The organism is Bradyrhizobium sp. SZCCHNR3119 (genome assembly GCF_032487775.1).
Classification (GTDB): Bacteria; Pseudomonadota; Alphaproteobacteria; order Rhizobiales; family Xanthobacteraceae; genus Bradyrhizobium.
Genome location: NZ_JAUEUV010000001.1, coordinates 2355928 through 2369102, shown reverse-complemented (window position 1 = coordinate 2369102; position 13175 = coordinate 2355928). Strand labels below are relative to the sequence as shown.

Annotated in this window: 13 protein-coding genes; 4 read left to right on the top strand and 9 right to left on the bottom strand. The window is 66.2% G+C overall.

Features of this window, described 5'->3' with window-relative positions; translation table 11 throughout:
* The first annotated feature begins 118 nt into the window (after positions 1 to 118).
* The gene (locus tag QX034_RS11130; protein WP_315702529.1) at positions 119 to 1024 is read left to right on the top strand and encodes a hypothetical protein; all 906 of its coding nucleotides are present in this window, start codon (positions 119 to 121) and stop codon (positions 1022 to 1024) included.
* Between the two features lie 50 nt (positions 1025 to 1074).
* Here the strand turns inward: QX034_RS11130 and QX034_RS11125 are convergent, their stop codons facing one another.
* Entirely contained in the window at positions 1075 to 1689 is a 615-nt protein-coding gene (locus tag QX034_RS11125) for a GDYXXLXY domain-containing protein (protein ID WP_315702530.1), read from the bottom strand.
* Complete coding sequence (locus QX034_RS11120; RefSeq protein WP_315702531.1) at positions 1686 to 2945, bottom strand: DUF2157 domain-containing protein; 1260 nt, start codon at positions 2943 to 2945, stop codon at positions 1686 to 1688. Before QX034_RS11120 ends, QX034_RS11125 begins: the two co-directional genes overlap by 4 nt.
* A 199-nt stretch (positions 2946 to 3144) precedes the next feature.
* Between QX034_RS11120 and QX034_RS11115 the strand changes: the two genes are divergently transcribed.
* Complete coding sequence (locus QX034_RS11115) at positions 3145 to 4263, top strand: ring-opening amidohydrolase (protein ID WP_315702532.1); 1119 nt, start codon at positions 3145 to 3147, stop codon at positions 4261 to 4263.
* Between the two features lie 21 nt (positions 4264 to 4284).
* Here QX034_RS11115 and QX034_RS11110 read toward each other — a convergent pair whose 3' ends face one another.
* The 7 genes from QX034_RS11110 to QX034_RS11080 form a co-directional block, all read right to left on the bottom strand.
* Positions 4285 to 4803: a hypothetical protein gene (locus QX034_RS11110; RefSeq protein WP_315702533.1), complete on the bottom strand. Its 519-nt coding sequence runs from the start codon at positions 4801 to 4803 to the stop codon at positions 4285 to 4287.
* Between the two features lie 67 nt (positions 4804 to 4870).
* Positions 4871 to 5578: a class I SAM-dependent methyltransferase gene (locus QX034_RS11105; protein ID WP_315702534.1), complete on the bottom strand. Its 708-nt coding sequence runs from the start codon at positions 5576 to 5578 to the stop codon at positions 4871 to 4873.
* Positions 5568 to 6032: an Rrf2 family transcriptional regulator gene (locus QX034_RS11100; protein WP_315806754.1), complete on the bottom strand. Its 465-nt coding sequence runs from the start codon at positions 6030 to 6032 to the stop codon at positions 5568 to 5570. The genes QX034_RS11105 and QX034_RS11100 overlap by 11 nt, the downstream gene beginning before the upstream one ends.
* A gap of 905 nt (positions 6033 to 6937) precedes the next feature.
* The gene (locus tag QX034_RS11095) at positions 6938 to 8395 is read right to left on the bottom strand and encodes a murein L,D-transpeptidase family protein (protein ID WP_315702536.1); all 1458 of its coding nucleotides are present in this window, start codon (positions 8393 to 8395) and stop codon (positions 6938 to 6940) included.
* Positions 8396 to 8698: 303 nt separating this feature from the next.
* Complete coding sequence (locus tag QX034_RS11090; RefSeq protein WP_315702537.1) at positions 8699 to 9661, bottom strand: acetyl-CoA carboxylase carboxyltransferase subunit alpha; 963 nt, start codon at positions 9659 to 9661, stop codon at positions 8699 to 8701.
* A 219-nt stretch (positions 9662 to 9880) separates the two neighbouring features.
* On the bottom strand, positions 9881 to 10837 hold the full coding sequence (gene xerD, locus QX034_RS11085; RefSeq protein ID WP_315806753.1) for a site-specific tyrosine recombinase XerD: 957 nt from the start codon (positions 10835 to 10837) through the stop codon (positions 9881 to 9883).
* Positions 10838 to 11010: 173 nt separating this feature from the next.
* Positions 11011 to 11157: a histidine kinase gene (locus tag QX034_RS11080; protein ID WP_315703159.1), complete on the bottom strand. Its 147-nt coding sequence runs from the start codon at positions 11155 to 11157 to the stop codon at positions 11011 to 11013.
* Between the two features lie 151 nt (positions 11158 to 11308).
* On the opposite strand from QX034_RS11080, the gene QX034_RS11075 reads away from it, so the two are divergent.
* Together QX034_RS11075 and aroB are read left to right on the top strand one after the other, a co-directional pair.
* Positions 11309 to 11989, top strand: coding sequence for a shikimate kinase (locus QX034_RS11075; protein ID WP_315702539.1), 681 nt, complete (start codon positions 11309 to 11311; stop codon positions 11987 to 11989).
* Positions 11986 to 13134 carry a 3-dehydroquinate synthase gene (gene aroB / locus QX034_RS11070; protein WP_315702540.1) on the top strand — a complete coding sequence of 383 codons (1149 nt, stop codon included), beginning with the start codon at positions 11986 to 11988 and terminating at the stop codon, positions 13132 to 13134. The genes QX034_RS11075 and aroB overlap by 4 nt, the downstream gene beginning before the upstream one ends.
* Positions 13135 to 13175: the final 41 nt, after the last annotated feature.

The window sequence follows — 13175 nt, the reverse complement described above, 5'->3', positions numbered from 1 at the left end:
TAAGGACCCGGTTGCCGGCCGCGGGGCCGCACACGGCTTTTTGTACTGGCTGCCGGGTCGATTATGACAGTATCATTACGTTGAAATGTCAGTTCGACGAAAAGCGTGGAGCGTGGCCATGGGGTTGCGACTGGGTTTACGACGGCAGGCGGCATCCAATCCGGTGGCTTGGTGGTGGGCGCTGCTGACGCTGGTCAGCATTGCGAATGTCGCGTTCTGGTTTCTGTTGTACCGCCAGCTCTCCGGCCAGCCCGTCACGTCCGCCAGCGGATCGGAGACCTCGTCGATGCTGATGCTCTGCGCGGCCTATGTGTTCGGCTGCGCTTTCCGCTCGGTTTTGCCGCGCGCCGACGTGCAGCGCATCTGCCTGGTCGACAGCTGGCTGTCGAGCGTGTTCGTCGGCCGCTCGGTGGCAACGATCGCGGAAGTCTGCTTCGCCGCGCAATGGGCCATCATCTTGGGCCAGCTCGGCACCATCGCGGACGCGCCAACCGCCGTGAACATCGCGCGCATCATCGTGCCGCTGATCATCGTCGCCGAGATCTGCTCCTGGTACGCGGTCCTGACCACCAACTTCCTCGGCAACGCGATCGAGAATTCGCTGTGGGCGGTCACCTTCCTGCTGGTCGGGATCGGGCTCGGCCGGCTGTTGCCGGAATTCGAGGGGCCGCTGCGTTGGCTGCTCATCACGGGCCTCGTCGGCATCGCGTTCTATCTCGGCTTCCTGATCGTCATCGACGTGCCGATGTATCTCAACCGCTGGCGCATCGGGCGAGCCAACGGCACTAGGCTGCTGCATCCGCTGGAGGGCCTGCGTGACGCCGCGACGCGCTGGATCGTCACCCATGAGTTCGATCATTGGAAGGACGAGATCGCCTGGATGTCGCTCTATTTCAGTGCGGCGGTGTGGGCGAGCTTGGCGCTGTGCGTGCTCTCCTCGCTCGACCATGATCTGCTGAACTACCGCGCGCAGTCGGCGGCGGTGTCGCAGGCCGAGATCGTCCAGCCGATCAGCCTGCGCTGAGATTCAATCCTGGCCGCGCCGGCGGGTCAGGCTGACCCGCGGTACCGGGTCTAGAACCACGGCTCCTCATAGACCGGGGTGCCGTCGACCAGGAGCCGCTTGATCGCGGCCCGGCCCGAGGGCAGCACGGCCGCGACCACCAGCAGCTTGCGCTGGTTGCGCAGCTGTTCGAGCTTCTGGCCTTCGCCCTGCGGCACGAAATAATTCTCGATGTCGTAGCGAACCCCCAAGCTGTCGCAAAACGAGTCGCTCTTCGGCCCGCAGCTCGCGCCCGAGATCACGCGGCCGCGGATCAACACCTCTGCGCCCTTCACCGCGACCGGTTCGGTGTGCACCGAGACCGCGTGGTAGACGCCACTCTGGTCGGGCGCGAGCTTGACGAACAGCACAGGGTGCTGCCCGTGCGCCGGCTGGTCCTTGAGCGCGCCCGCGGGGAGCTGTGAGATGTCGTAGCCGAGCACGACATAATCGCCGCGCAGGAGATCGCGCGGATCGACCGGCTGCGTTTGCAGGGTCACCTCCTTGCCGTCGCGCAGGATCTCCGCGCGGTCGACCACCATCGCGGCCAGCAAGCCGAGTTGTATCAAGGCGGCCGCGCCGAACAGCACGGCCTTCGGAATGCGCTGCAGGCGATCGGTCACGGCTGCGGCTGAGCTGAGGGTCATCGTGCATCCCTCGGCAGCAGGCGATTGAGCAGGATCGAGAGCGCGACCGCGGCCAGCCCGGCCACCGCGAGAAACAGCGACCGGCTCAACAGGGATTCGCTGACGATCCAGGTGATGGCGGCGATGACGCCGGCGATGCCGAGCCAGCCGGCGACGATGCGCGGCAGCGCCGTATCGGTCATGCCGGAGATGACGAGGCAGATCATGGCGCCGAGCTCGATGGCGTAAACCAGCCATGGCTGGCCGCCTTGCCCGACGATCCCCGGCTCCAGCGCGAGCAGCGCAAGCCCGCTCGCGAGTCCCGCCAAGGCCGGGCCAGGGCGCCGTGTCATCGCGGCAGCGGCGAAGGCCAGCAACATGCCGCCGATGCCGCAGATATGGGCCCAGGCGGGATGACCCGCTCCCGAGCGCGGGTGAAGCAGGGAGTCGAATGCCACGCCGCCCAGGACGGCGACCACGGCCAGCATGAAGCCGCCATAGGCGGATAGTACGATACCGAAGCCCGACAGCCGCGGCGGACGCAGCGCGGCCAGCGCCAGCCCTGCGCCGAGCAGCAATGCCGTGCCGTCGGCGAACACCGCGAGTGGATCGGCCAGGTCGAGCCGCGACGCGGTTGCGATCCAGCCGTTGACGGCGGCCAGTGCGACCAGATGGGCGGCGACCCGCGACTGCCAGAGCACGGCAAGGCCGGCGGCAACGAGCCAGAACCCGACGAAGGCAAGGTGCGGCACCTCATCGCCCTCGGACAGGCGCATGTCGCTCCAGATACATGCCGCGACGAGGGCCGTCGCCAGCGCACCGCGCGAGCCCGTGAGCGCGGCCGCGGCGAGTGCGCCGATCGCCCACAGCAGCATGCCGCCCGCAAAATCCGAGCCGAGGTGATACATCTGGCCGACCAGCGCGATGCCGGCGCCGAAGATGATCGCGCCGACGCTGGCGCAAAGATCGGCGAGGATGGAGCGGTCGGCGCGCGCGAACCACGCCCCGAGGCCGTAAACGACGATGATGCCGGCCGCCAGAATGGCGCAACGCAACAGGCGCGCGATATCGGTCCAATGCGCGGCGACGAAGGCGAGGAACGCCGCCGCGATCAACAGGCCGCCGACGATGCCGACCACCACCGAGATGTTGGCGGCAGGCGAAAGCGGCGGCAGTGCGTTGCGGATGGCAATCGCTGCCGAGGGCGTGATCAGGCCATCGGCCTCCCACCGCGCCAGATCAGTCTCAAGACGCTGACGATAGGTTCGCTCGAACATCCGCGTGAATCACCACCGGTTGCGATCGTTCACCTATATTAGCATGAGGGCTGCCGGCCGACAGGCGCATCTTGCCGCCGGTGTGATGAGCTGCGGTATCGGCTGGCTTCAGCTCCGCGCTGGCGTCAATCTTGCTAGACGAACCTGGTAGGGGAATTTGCTGGACGACGCGCCGGGAGAGCAGATGCAAGAGGTTCGCATGCGGACAAGATCGGTGGACGTCATTCGCATCGCGACCCATGGCCCCGGGGACGTCTCGGGCCTCATGAGCCGGATCGAGTCCGGAGCGATCGATCCGCACGCGATCGTCGCCATTCTCGGCAAGACCGAGGGCAATGGCGGCGTCAACGATTTCACCAGGGAGTATGCGGTTGCCGCGCTGTGCGCGGCGCTGGCGCCGCATCTCGATCTGCCGCCGCACGGTGTCGAACAGCGGATTGCCTTCGTGATGTCCGGCGGCACCGAAGGCGTGCTCAGCCCACACATCACCGTCTTTACCCGTCATGATGGTGTCAGCGACCGAGGCCCGGGTGAGGCGGCGGGCAAGCGCTTGAGCATCGGCATTGCGCAGACCCGCGACTTCCTGCCGGAAGAACTCGGACGCAGCGCGCAGATCGGGGAAACCGCCAAGGCCGTGGCGGCTGCCATGCTCGATGCCGGCATCGCCGATCCCAGCGATGTCCATTTCGCCCAGATCAAATGCCCGCTGCTGACGAGCGAGCGCGTCGAGGCCGCATTGGCACGCGGCACCAAGACCGTAACCGGAAACGCCTATACGTCGATGGCCTATTCGCGCGGCGCCTCGGCGCTCGGCATTGCAGTTGCGCTCGGCGAGATCGAAGGCGAGATCGCCGATGAGCACGTCATGCGGCGGTTCGATCTGTATTCGCGGGTCGCATCGACCTCGGCCGGCATCGAGCTGATGCATAATGTGGTGATCGTGCTCGGCAACTCCGAAAACTCCGCGAGCGCATGCGAGATCGGCCACGCGGTGATGCAGGATGCGATCGACGCCGCGGCGGTGATCGAGGCTCTCGGCAGCGTCGGCCTGGCGATCGGCGCCACGTCGGGCGATGGACGGCAACTGGTCAATATCTTCGCCAAGGCCGAGGCGTCGCCCAATGGCAGCGTGCGCGGCTTTCGGCACACCATGCTGGAGGATACCGACATCAGCGCCACGCGGCATGCCCGCGCTGCGGTTGGTGGTCTGATCAGCGGCCTCGCAGGGACGAGTGCCGTCTACGTTTCCGGCGGTGCCGAGCATCAGGGACCGCCCGGCGGCGGACCGATCGCTGCAATCGTCCGGTTGCCGCAATGAAGCTCGGCGGATGACGCGCACTCACTTGCGATCCGGCTCCGTTGCCTTCACCACCGTGGCATTGATCACGCGCGTGCCCTCGAGTTCACGGACGATGCGCTCGTCAGGGCCGACGGTGCCGAGATCGAAGTCGCGCTCACGCGTGACCAGGATGATGCGCCCGCCTGTGGTGATCACGACCACGGTGACGTCATGCTCTTCGCCGGAGACGGCCCATTCGCGGATCTCGGCGTGATATGGCTCCCTGCGCCAGGCATCCGGAAGACCGGGATCGCAGCGCACCTCGATGCCGTCGTCCGACGTCGTCAGCACGAACTTCGCTTTGGCTGGCTTCCATTGCTCGTCGAGCAGCTCGTTCACTAGCCATAGGCAGCGGAACGCCTGGCATTCGCCGGGGCGCGCCTGATAGATTGCACATCCGCGTTTCGGGTCGCAATGTGAGCACCAGCTATTGGCCGGCTTGGCCAGTGCCTCGATCGCCATCACCTTGCAGCACAGCGTGCAATCGCCGCAGTGTCTCGATGCCGCGTCAGATGTCATGGGACTTCTCACGACAAGCGGAGCACTCTCCGAAAGACGCCCCGGGCCGGTGGGGATTGTCCCACGTTCACGCGTGACCGGTCCAGCCGTGCCAGGTGAAAGCGGTGAAGAAAAGGCTGGCATCGGAAAAGCCGCCGCCGCGCAGAATGGCTTCGTCCTCCTCGGGGCTCAGCATGTTGACGCTGGCCTCGACGGTCGTGCGCATCGTTTTCGCCTGCTCGGGATCGACACCCGAGGCGACGGCGTAGGCGGCATAACGATCCAGCCAAAGCCCTCGCTGTGCCGGATCCTGCGGCAGACAGCCATGTGCGGCCACGAACGGCGCCCCTGGCCGAAGCCGGTCATGGATGGCGCGGACCGTCCTCAGGCGCTCCGAAGCTGAGAGAAAGTGTAGCGTCAGCAGGCACGTCGCCGCGTCGAAGGGGCCTGTGGGAGCATCGAAGATATAGCCTTCGATCAGTTCGACGCGATCGATGCGGGACCCGAGCGTCCGCTCGGCCAGCCGCAACATCTGCGCCGACGGATCGACGCCGACGAAGGTCCAGGACGGATGGGCATCGGCCAGGGCCGCGAGCTCGAGGCCGCCGCCGGCTCCCAGTATGAGCACTTTCGCATGTGCAGGCGCCCGCTCGGCGAGGAGGATGGAGGCCATCCGATGAAGTCCGTCGAGACCGGGCACGAAGCGGCGCGGTCCGTCGGTGTAGCGCGCGACGATCTCCGGATCGGAAAACGCGCGCAGAAATGACTGTGCGCCATCGGTGCTGTCAGCCGGCATCGCAGACCTGTCCTTTGCGCGACCGCTTGCGTTGGAGCAAGCGGTGGTGGAAATCGGCGCTCAAGCTGGCGAGCGTCACGTCGCCGAGACGAGATAGCAACAAGGCCTCCGCATCATGGAAGGCGGTGTCGAGCGCCGCATTCACGGCCTGTTCGACCAGGCAGTCCGGGCTTTCGGTCCGGTTGCCGAGGGCGAACAGCGACGGACGACCGAGCGAGTCGTAGATGTCGCGCAAGGTGACCGCGGTGAGATCGCAGGCGAGCGTCCATCCGCCACCATGGCCTTTCTCGGAGTGCACATAACCGTGGTCCCGCAAGCCCGCCATGATCCGTCGGATCACCACGGGATTGGTCTGCATCATCAGCGCGAGCGTCTCCGACGTGGCCGGGCCGTCGAGCTCCGCCATGTGAAGCAGCACATGCAGCACGCCGGACAGCTGGCTGTTGGGTCTCATGTAACTTTTGATATTACATGATTTACGGTCCGTCAATCGCGGTAGGAAAGCGCCCATGCGGCAGCCGTCGCGCAGTTTGGACATGCTGACGCGGCGGTGGCGAACCAAACGTCGGGGCCAAGCCGCTTGCGCCGAAGAACTAATTTTGCCCGCCCGATCAAGCTGGTTTGGGTGGTCAAGTCGGATCTCGAAAAATATTGATCTTCGCTTTTTCAGAAATCCATGGTTCTATCTCTGCGTCCCGCGCTTCGATGAGAGGGGCGCCTCGCGATCGTCACGAGCGTTGGGCGCGGGATGCGATGGGCGTGTCGGGTTGCAGCGTGACGGCATGATCCGAAAACGATCATGCCCAAGTGAAGTTCACGCGGACGAACGATCCGATACGCACGGTCAAGTCGCGCGGTCCTGGCACCCCGACGCTGGTGTCAAATTGGCGATGATGCTGCGCATCACGCTGATGACGGTGGCCAGAAAGCCCGGCGCACCGGGGAGAACGCGAAGCAGCCGTTAAAACCGTCGCGCAGGGAAGGCCGGGATGTCTTGGCCAAACCTGTGGTACCTGCCGCCTGCATTTTTTTCGCAGGCGGGCCATGGGGGCGGCAAGCTCCTGGCCTTCCCTGTGCCCTCTATCAAGTGAGGGTGAATGGATGGATAGCTCGGACGCAAAACGCGCCGCGAGAACGCGAGCCTATGTCGTCGTCATCGCCAGGAGCGAAGCAACGAAACGATGCAGAACCGTCGCGCGGCTCCCGGCTTGCTTGGGCGCGGCGCGCTCCGCAATGATGCCGAGGCAGCCGGCGGGATCAGCGCATCTCTGGAAGACTGCCGCCCTCCGGTCCATTCCAAGGACGATAGGCTTGAACTGTTCGACAATCGAATCAAGAAATGTCTGGCGGGAAGCCGAGCTACTTCACCGCCGAGAAGCGGCTGTCGAACGAGTTCGTCGACATGATCGGCGCCGAGCCTGCCACCAGTGCAGTCTGCTGCGGCGCCGGTGCGGGCGCGGCGGCGCTTGCGGCCTCGGTCGTCGCCGACGGCTTGAACGGCGGGCGCGCCGCGGCCTGCCTGATCACGTTCGGTTTCGCCTCGGCGGACTTCGCCGCCACGGCCTTCGGCGCCGGCTTGCTCTCCACAGGCTTGGAGGTCACAGCCGCGGCGTTGGCCGCGATCGCGCCGCTCGAACTGATCTTGCGCAGGTTGGAGATCAGGCTTGCCTTCTCCGGGGCGCTGACCGCGGCGACGCGCGGCGTGGTCGAGCCGACCGAGGCCGGCTCAGGCGCGGCCGCTGTCGCAATCTCGTCGGCGCTCGGCGCGCGCGGCGGATTGACGTGACCGGGGATCGTGCCCGGCAGCGGCGAGAACTGGGTGAGCGACAGGCCCGGCGCTTCACCGGGCTCCGACAGGCCGGTCGAGGCGCCTGGGACGCGCGAGGCGAACACGCTGTTCATGCCGCCGTCGATACCGGTGTTGAGCTTGGCAACCGGCGTGCCCTTGGCGATCAGCTTTGCGAATTCCGCCTCGTCCGCCTGCTCCTTCTCACGCACGGCGTTCGCGATCTCGTCGGGCACCACATAGGCCGGGCATTTCGCCGAGGCGTCGAACACCGGATCGCGCGTCGCACCGGGCGGCTTCTCGGCATCGAAGACGTATTTGTGTTCGCAGAAGTCGACCTTCGGCTCCTGGCGCGTGACCTCGAAATGGTCGTAGCCTTCCTTGATCATGCGCCAGAACGGCATGTTCGGATTGTTGCGGTGCTTGGCCATGTTCACCGCCGTCATCCGGAACGGATAGGCCTGGAACTGGAAGGCGCGCTGGCCGCCGAAGAAGGATTCCCGTCCCAGCGAATAGATCTCGGCGATCTGCTCGTCGGTCATCGCGTAGCAGCCGCGCGAGGAGCAGTCGCCATGAACCATCAGCTCCGAGCCGGTATGGCCGAGCGATTTGTCGTAGGCGTTGGGATAGCCGGTGTTGAAGGAGAGGTAATAGGCCGATTGCGGATTCATCTGCGCCGGCGAGATCGAATAGAAGCCTTCCGGCGCCTGGCGATCGCCTTCGCGCACCTTGGGCCCGAGATCGCCCGACCAGCGGCAGATCGGATAGCTCTTCAGCAACCCGAACTTGCCGGAGCGATCCTGCTTCCAGACCTCGAGCTCGGCCTCCTGCTTGAACAGGCGGATCAGGATCGGCGACTGCAGATCCATGTTCTTCTCGCCCATCGCGGCGACGAGCTTGGGCGGCACCGGCTGGTTGGCCTTGGCATTCTGGGCAAGCGACACCTGGTCGCTGTTGCAGCCGGCCAAGAGCGCACTCGTGGCCAGCGCCGCCGAGGTCAGCAGGACCCGGACAAATGCGCGGTTGATCAATGCAAAGCTCCCCGCCACGACGGCATGTCGCAAAACCCCACTCGTCTCACTTCCAAGGCCGGAGCGGCAGAGAAGGAATGCCGATCAAGCCATGCGTCATGCCTCGAACCAGTAATTAAAATTGTAACCTTTGAGCCTGGGGGTCGCAACCCGCTCCCCCCACGCTGTCCGGCCACGCGGCCAGCGTGGTCAACAATGTCTAAACAGGAAATACCCGCGTCCAGGCCGAAATGCGACCAAGGGGCTGCGTTCACTCACAAATTCGCGAGCGCCGAGGCGCGCAGGACGGCCGGCCACGGCGCCTCAGCCGAGCTTGCGGCCGATCTCGAGGAATTTCTGCCGGCGCTGCTTGCGGACGGCATCGGCGTCGAGGCCCTTCAGCTCCTCAAATGCCTGGGCGATCGCTTCGCCTGTGGCTGCGATCATGGCGGCGGGATCGCGATGGGCGCCGCCGACCGGCTCCTTCAAGATGGAATCGACCACGCCGAAGCGGAGCATGTCCTGGGCCGTGATCTTCATGCTGTTGGCGGCTTCCTGGGCCTTGGTGCCATCGCGCCACAGGATCGAGGAGGCCGCCTCCGGCGAGATCACGCTGTAGATCGCGTGCTCCAGCATCAGCACGCGATTGGCCGTGGTCAGCGCGATGGCGCCGCCGGACATGCCTTCGCCGGTGATGATCGCGACATTGGGGACGCCCAGCGCCAGGCAGGCGTCGGTGGAGCGGGCGATGGCTTCCGCCTGGCCGCGCTCCTCGGCGCCGATGCCGGGATAGGCGCCGGCGGAATCGACCAGCGACAGCACGGGCAGGCCGAAGCGCTCGGCCATCTCCATCAGCCTGACCGCCTTGCGATAGCCTTCGGGGCGGGCCATGCCGAAATTGTGCTTCAGGCGGGATTCGGTGGTTGCGCCCTTCTCCTGGCCCATGACGCAGATCGGCTCGCCACGGAAACGGCCGAAGCCGCCGAGCAGGGCGGCGTCCTCGCCGAATTTGCGATCGCCGGCGAGCGGGGTGAATTCGGTGATCAGCCCGCTGACGAAATCCGTGAAATGTGGCCGCTGCGGGTGCCGCGCCACCAGTGTCTTCTGCCAGGGCGTCAAATTGGCATAGAGCTCGGCCAGCGCCTGGCCGGCCTTCTCCTCGATCCGCGCCACTTCCTCGCCGATGTCGGTGCCGGAGGCGGCCATCGCGCGCAGCTCGTCGACCTTGGAATCGAGCTCGGCAACAGGCTTTTCGAAATCGAGATAACTGCGCATGGGGTCCGGCATGGAGGAGCTGAAGGAAGGCGCTGGAAGGCGAAATCGGTTCGGCGTGTAGACCTGAAGGCAAATGACTTCAGGAGCTTAGCATGCGATTGGTGCGCCGCCACCCGGCCTCGGGCCGGGAATGCGGGCAGGATGGCGCTCTTTCGGGGCAGACGGGCGCGAAGTCAAGCGGCCGGGGCATTACGCCACCGGATTTGGTTTCGAGGCGGTGTGCCCGCGGGCCTATTTCTCAGCCAGGGGGTGCAGGTCGCGCACCAGGCTCTTCAGCCGCTCCTCCACCACGTGGGTGTAGATCTGGGTGGTGGAGATATCGGTATGGCCCAGCAGGGTCTGCACGATGCGCAGGTCGGCGCCGTTGTGCAGGAGGTGGCTGGCGAAGGCATGGCGCAGCACGTGCGGCGAGACCAGCCGGGCGGGCAGGCCAGCGGCCACCGCGAGCTCCTTGAGGTCGCGGGCAAAATGCTGCCGGGTCAGGTGACCGCTCTCGCCGAAGGAGGGGAACAGCCATTTCGAAGCGGCGACGTTGGCCTTTTTCTCAGGCTTCAGCCCATCCATCGCGGCGAGATAATCCGCCATCGCCTGCCGCGAGGCCTGGTTGAGCGGCACCAGCCGCTCCTTGTTGCCCTTGCCGCGCACCACGATCATCCGTGCGTCGTGACGCGCCGCGGTGCGCGGCAGCGTGACCAACTCGGAGACGCGCAAGCCCGTGGCGTAGAGCACTTCGAGCAGGCAATGGAGGCGCATCGCCCGCAGCCGCTGCGTCGGCGAGGCGTCCACTACCAGGGTGAGCTCCTTGGCGCGGGTCAGCATGCGGTCGACATCGCTGATCGACAGCACCTTCGGCAGCGGCCGCCCGCGCTTGGGCCCGGCCAGGATGGCTGCGGGATCGTCGGTTCGGATGCGCTCGTTGAGCAGGAAGCGGAACAGATGCCGCGTCGCCGACAGCCTTCGCGCCACGCTGGAGGATTTGAACCCCCTGGTGTCGAGGTCGGCGAGGTAGTCCCGCAGCGCCTGGGTGTCGGCGCTCGCGAAGCTGCTGGCTTTGCGGCTGAGGAAGGTGGCGAGATCGGTGAGGTCGCGGCGATAGGCGTCGAGCGTGTTCTCGCCCGCGCCCTGTTCCGCGGCCAGCATGTCCAGGAACAGGGTGATGAGCTTGGCGTTCGAGGCCTTGGCCCGCATGTGCTATCCGCGTCCGGTCGAAGTTCGAATCGCTGCGCCGCAGGAACTTCATTTCGATGGCCGAGGCCTGGAAGCGAAGTTGGCCGATATCGCGGCGCCAATCCTCCAAAAGACAACCGCAAAAAACTTAATCAAATTGGTGTGGTTTTTCAGCCAGCCTCGCCGCGGCCGATCTATTTTTTCTGGAACTTGTCCGGCGGGATGGTCACCGTCATCTCCCGTGGCTTGGGAGTGACGAAGTTCGCCAGCGCGAAGATCGCGCCATACACGACGCCGACGATCACGGCGACCACGGTGAGGAATCGGAACAGGCTGGGCATCTTGGCCGGCAGGCAGCGAACGACCTCGGACATCCACCATGTTCGCTCCCGGCTTGCAAGTCTGTCTGGCAAGGCGGGGCGTCCACGGAGTATAGCTGCCTGGAACAGGTGCCTTTGAATGCAGCAAGCCGGTGGGTTAATAGCCGAATTGATGATCGACACGCCTCAACCAGCCGCCAGCCAGATCGCTCCCGAGGCCGCCATCGTCGCGGCGCTCGGCAAGCGGCTCGTCGTGCTGGTCGGCATGATGGGGGCGGGCAAGTCGACGGTCGGGCGGCGGCTGGCGGCGCGGCTGAAACTGCCCTTCGTCGACGCCGACAACGAGATCGAGGCTGCGGCCGGCATGACCATACCGGAGATTTTCGACGCCCATGGCGAGACGCATTTCCGCGACGGCGAGGCGCGGGTGATCGCGCGCCTGCTCGACAGCGGTCCGGCGGTGCTCGCCACCGGCGGCGGCTCCTTCATGCGCGAAGAGACCCGCGGGCGCATCCGGGACAAGGCGATTTCGATCTGGCTCAAGGCCGATGCGGACGTGATCATGCGCCGCGTCAAGCGCCGGGCCGACCGGCCGCTGTTGCAGACCGCCGATCCCGCCGGCACCGTCACCCGTCTCCTGACCGAACGCGAGCCGGTCTACGAGCGCGCGGACCTGACCATCTGGTCGCGCGATGTTCCGCACGACAAGATCGTCGAGGAGTGCATCGACGCCCTCTACGCCCGGCTCTGCGGCCTATCCGCCGCGGCCGCCAATGGCCGGACGGAGGCTGGGATTGCCGAGGCCGACACCGCGCCGGCCGACGTGACGCAAGCCATCGGTGGGCTGCGATGACCGCCCCGGTGAAGGCCTGCGATCCCATCACGGTCGATGTCGCGCTCGGCGAGCGCGCCTATGACATCATCATCGGCCGCGGGGTCCTGGCCTCGCTCGGCGAACGGATCGCGGCATTGCGACCGGGCGTCCGCACCGCGATCGTGACCGACCGCACCGTCGCCGGCCACTGGCTGGAGCCGACGGAGGCCGCGCTGGCGCGGGCCGGCATTCCGACCACGCGGATCGTGGTCGACGAGGGCGAGGGGTCGAAGACCTATGCCGGATTGGAGAAGGTCAGCGAGGCGCTGATCGCGGCCAGGATCGAGCGCAACGATCTCGTCGTCGCGCTCGGCGGCGGTGTGGTCGGCGATCTCGCCGGCTTTGCGGCCGCGGTCCTGCGGCGCGGTGTCGATTTCGTCCAGGTTCCGACCTCGCTGCTGGCGCAGGTGGATTCCTCCGTCGGTGGCAAGACTGGCATCAACTCGCCGCAGGGCAAGAATCTGCTCGGCGCCTTCCATCAGCCGGTGCTGGTGATCGCCGATACGGCGGTGCTCGATACGCTCTCGGCGCGGCAGTTCCGTGCCGGCTATGCCGAGGTCGCCAAATATGGCCTGCTCGGCGACGAGGGCTTCTTCACTTGGCTCGAGGCCAATCACGCCGACATCGTCAACGGCGGGCCCGCGCGCGAGCACGCCGTCGCCACCTCCTGCCGCGCCAAGGCCGCGATCGTCGCCCGCGACGAGCGCGAGACCGGCGACCGCGCGCTGCTCAATCTCGGCCACACCTTCGGCCACGCCCTCGAAGCGGCTACCGGCTTTTCGGACCGCCTGTTCCATGGCGAGGGCGTTGCGGTCGGCATGGTGCTGGCGGCGCAATTCTCCGCCGAATTGGGAATGCTGGCTGCCGCGGACGTCGAGCGCATGGTGCATCACCTTGCTGCGGTCGGCCTGCCGACCCATCTGCAGGATATCGCCGGCTTCGCCCAGGAAGGGATCGGCGATGCCGACAGCCTGTTGGCCTTGATGGCCCAGGACAAGAAGGTCAAGCGCGGCAAGCTCACGTTCATTCTGCTGGAGGCGATCGGCCGGGCCGTGATCGCCAAGGATGTCGATCCGTCGAGGGTCCGCGACTTTTTGCAGGCCAAGCTTCAGCGCCGCGGCTGACGGTCCCGGCCGTGTTGAGCAGCGGCAGCGAAACGGCAGCC

What these genes read in the sequence shown, in the direction of transcription:
- QX034_RS11100 (WP_315806754.1), bottom strand. Translation starts at nt 6,032, where the DNA reads ATGAGACCCAACAGCCAGCTGTCCGGCGTGCTGCATGTGCTGCTTCAC.
- QX034_RS11090 (WP_315702537.1), bottom strand. Translation starts at nt 9,661, where the DNA reads ATGCCGGACCCCATGCGCAGTTATCTCGATTTCGAAAAGCCTGTTGCC.
- QX034_RS11125 (WP_315702530.1), bottom strand. Translation starts at nt 1,689, where the DNA reads ATGACCCTCAGCTCAGCCGCAGCCGTGACCGATCGCCTGCAGCGCATT.
- QX034_RS11130 (WP_315702529.1), top strand. Translation starts at nt 119, where the DNA reads ATGGGGTTGCGACTGGGTTTACGACGGCAGGCGGCATCCAATCCGGTG.
- QX034_RS11080 (WP_315703159.1), bottom strand. Translation starts at nt 11,157, where the DNA reads ATGCCCAGCCTGTTCCGATTCCTCACCGTGGTCGCCGTGATCGTCGGC.
- QX034_RS11075 (WP_315702539.1), top strand. Translation starts at nt 11,309, where the DNA reads ATGATCGACACGCCTCAACCAGCCGCCAGCCAGATCGCTCCCGAGGCC.
- QX034_RS11105 (WP_315702534.1), bottom strand. Translation starts at nt 5,578, where the DNA reads ATGCCGGCTGACAGCACCGATGGCGCACAGTCATTTCTGCGCGCGTTT.
- aroB (WP_315702540.1), top strand. Translation starts at nt 11,986, where the DNA reads ATGACCGCCCCGGTGAAGGCCTGCGATCCCATCACGGTCGATGTCGCG.
- QX034_RS11115 (WP_315702532.1), top strand. Translation starts at nt 3,145, where the DNA reads ATGCGGACAAGATCGGTGGACGTCATTCGCATCGCGACCCATGGCCCC.
- QX034_RS11120 (WP_315702531.1), bottom strand. Translation starts at nt 2,945, where the DNA reads ATGTTCGAGCGAACCTATCGTCAGCGTCTTGAGACTGATCTGGCGCGG.
- QX034_RS11110 (WP_315702533.1), bottom strand. Translation starts at nt 4,803, where the DNA reads ATGACATCTGACGCGGCATCGAGACACTGCGGCGATTGCACGCTGTGC.
- xerD (WP_315806753.1), bottom strand. Translation starts at nt 10,837, where the DNA reads ATGCGGGCCAAGGCCTCGAACGCCAAGCTCATCACCCTGTTCCTGGAC.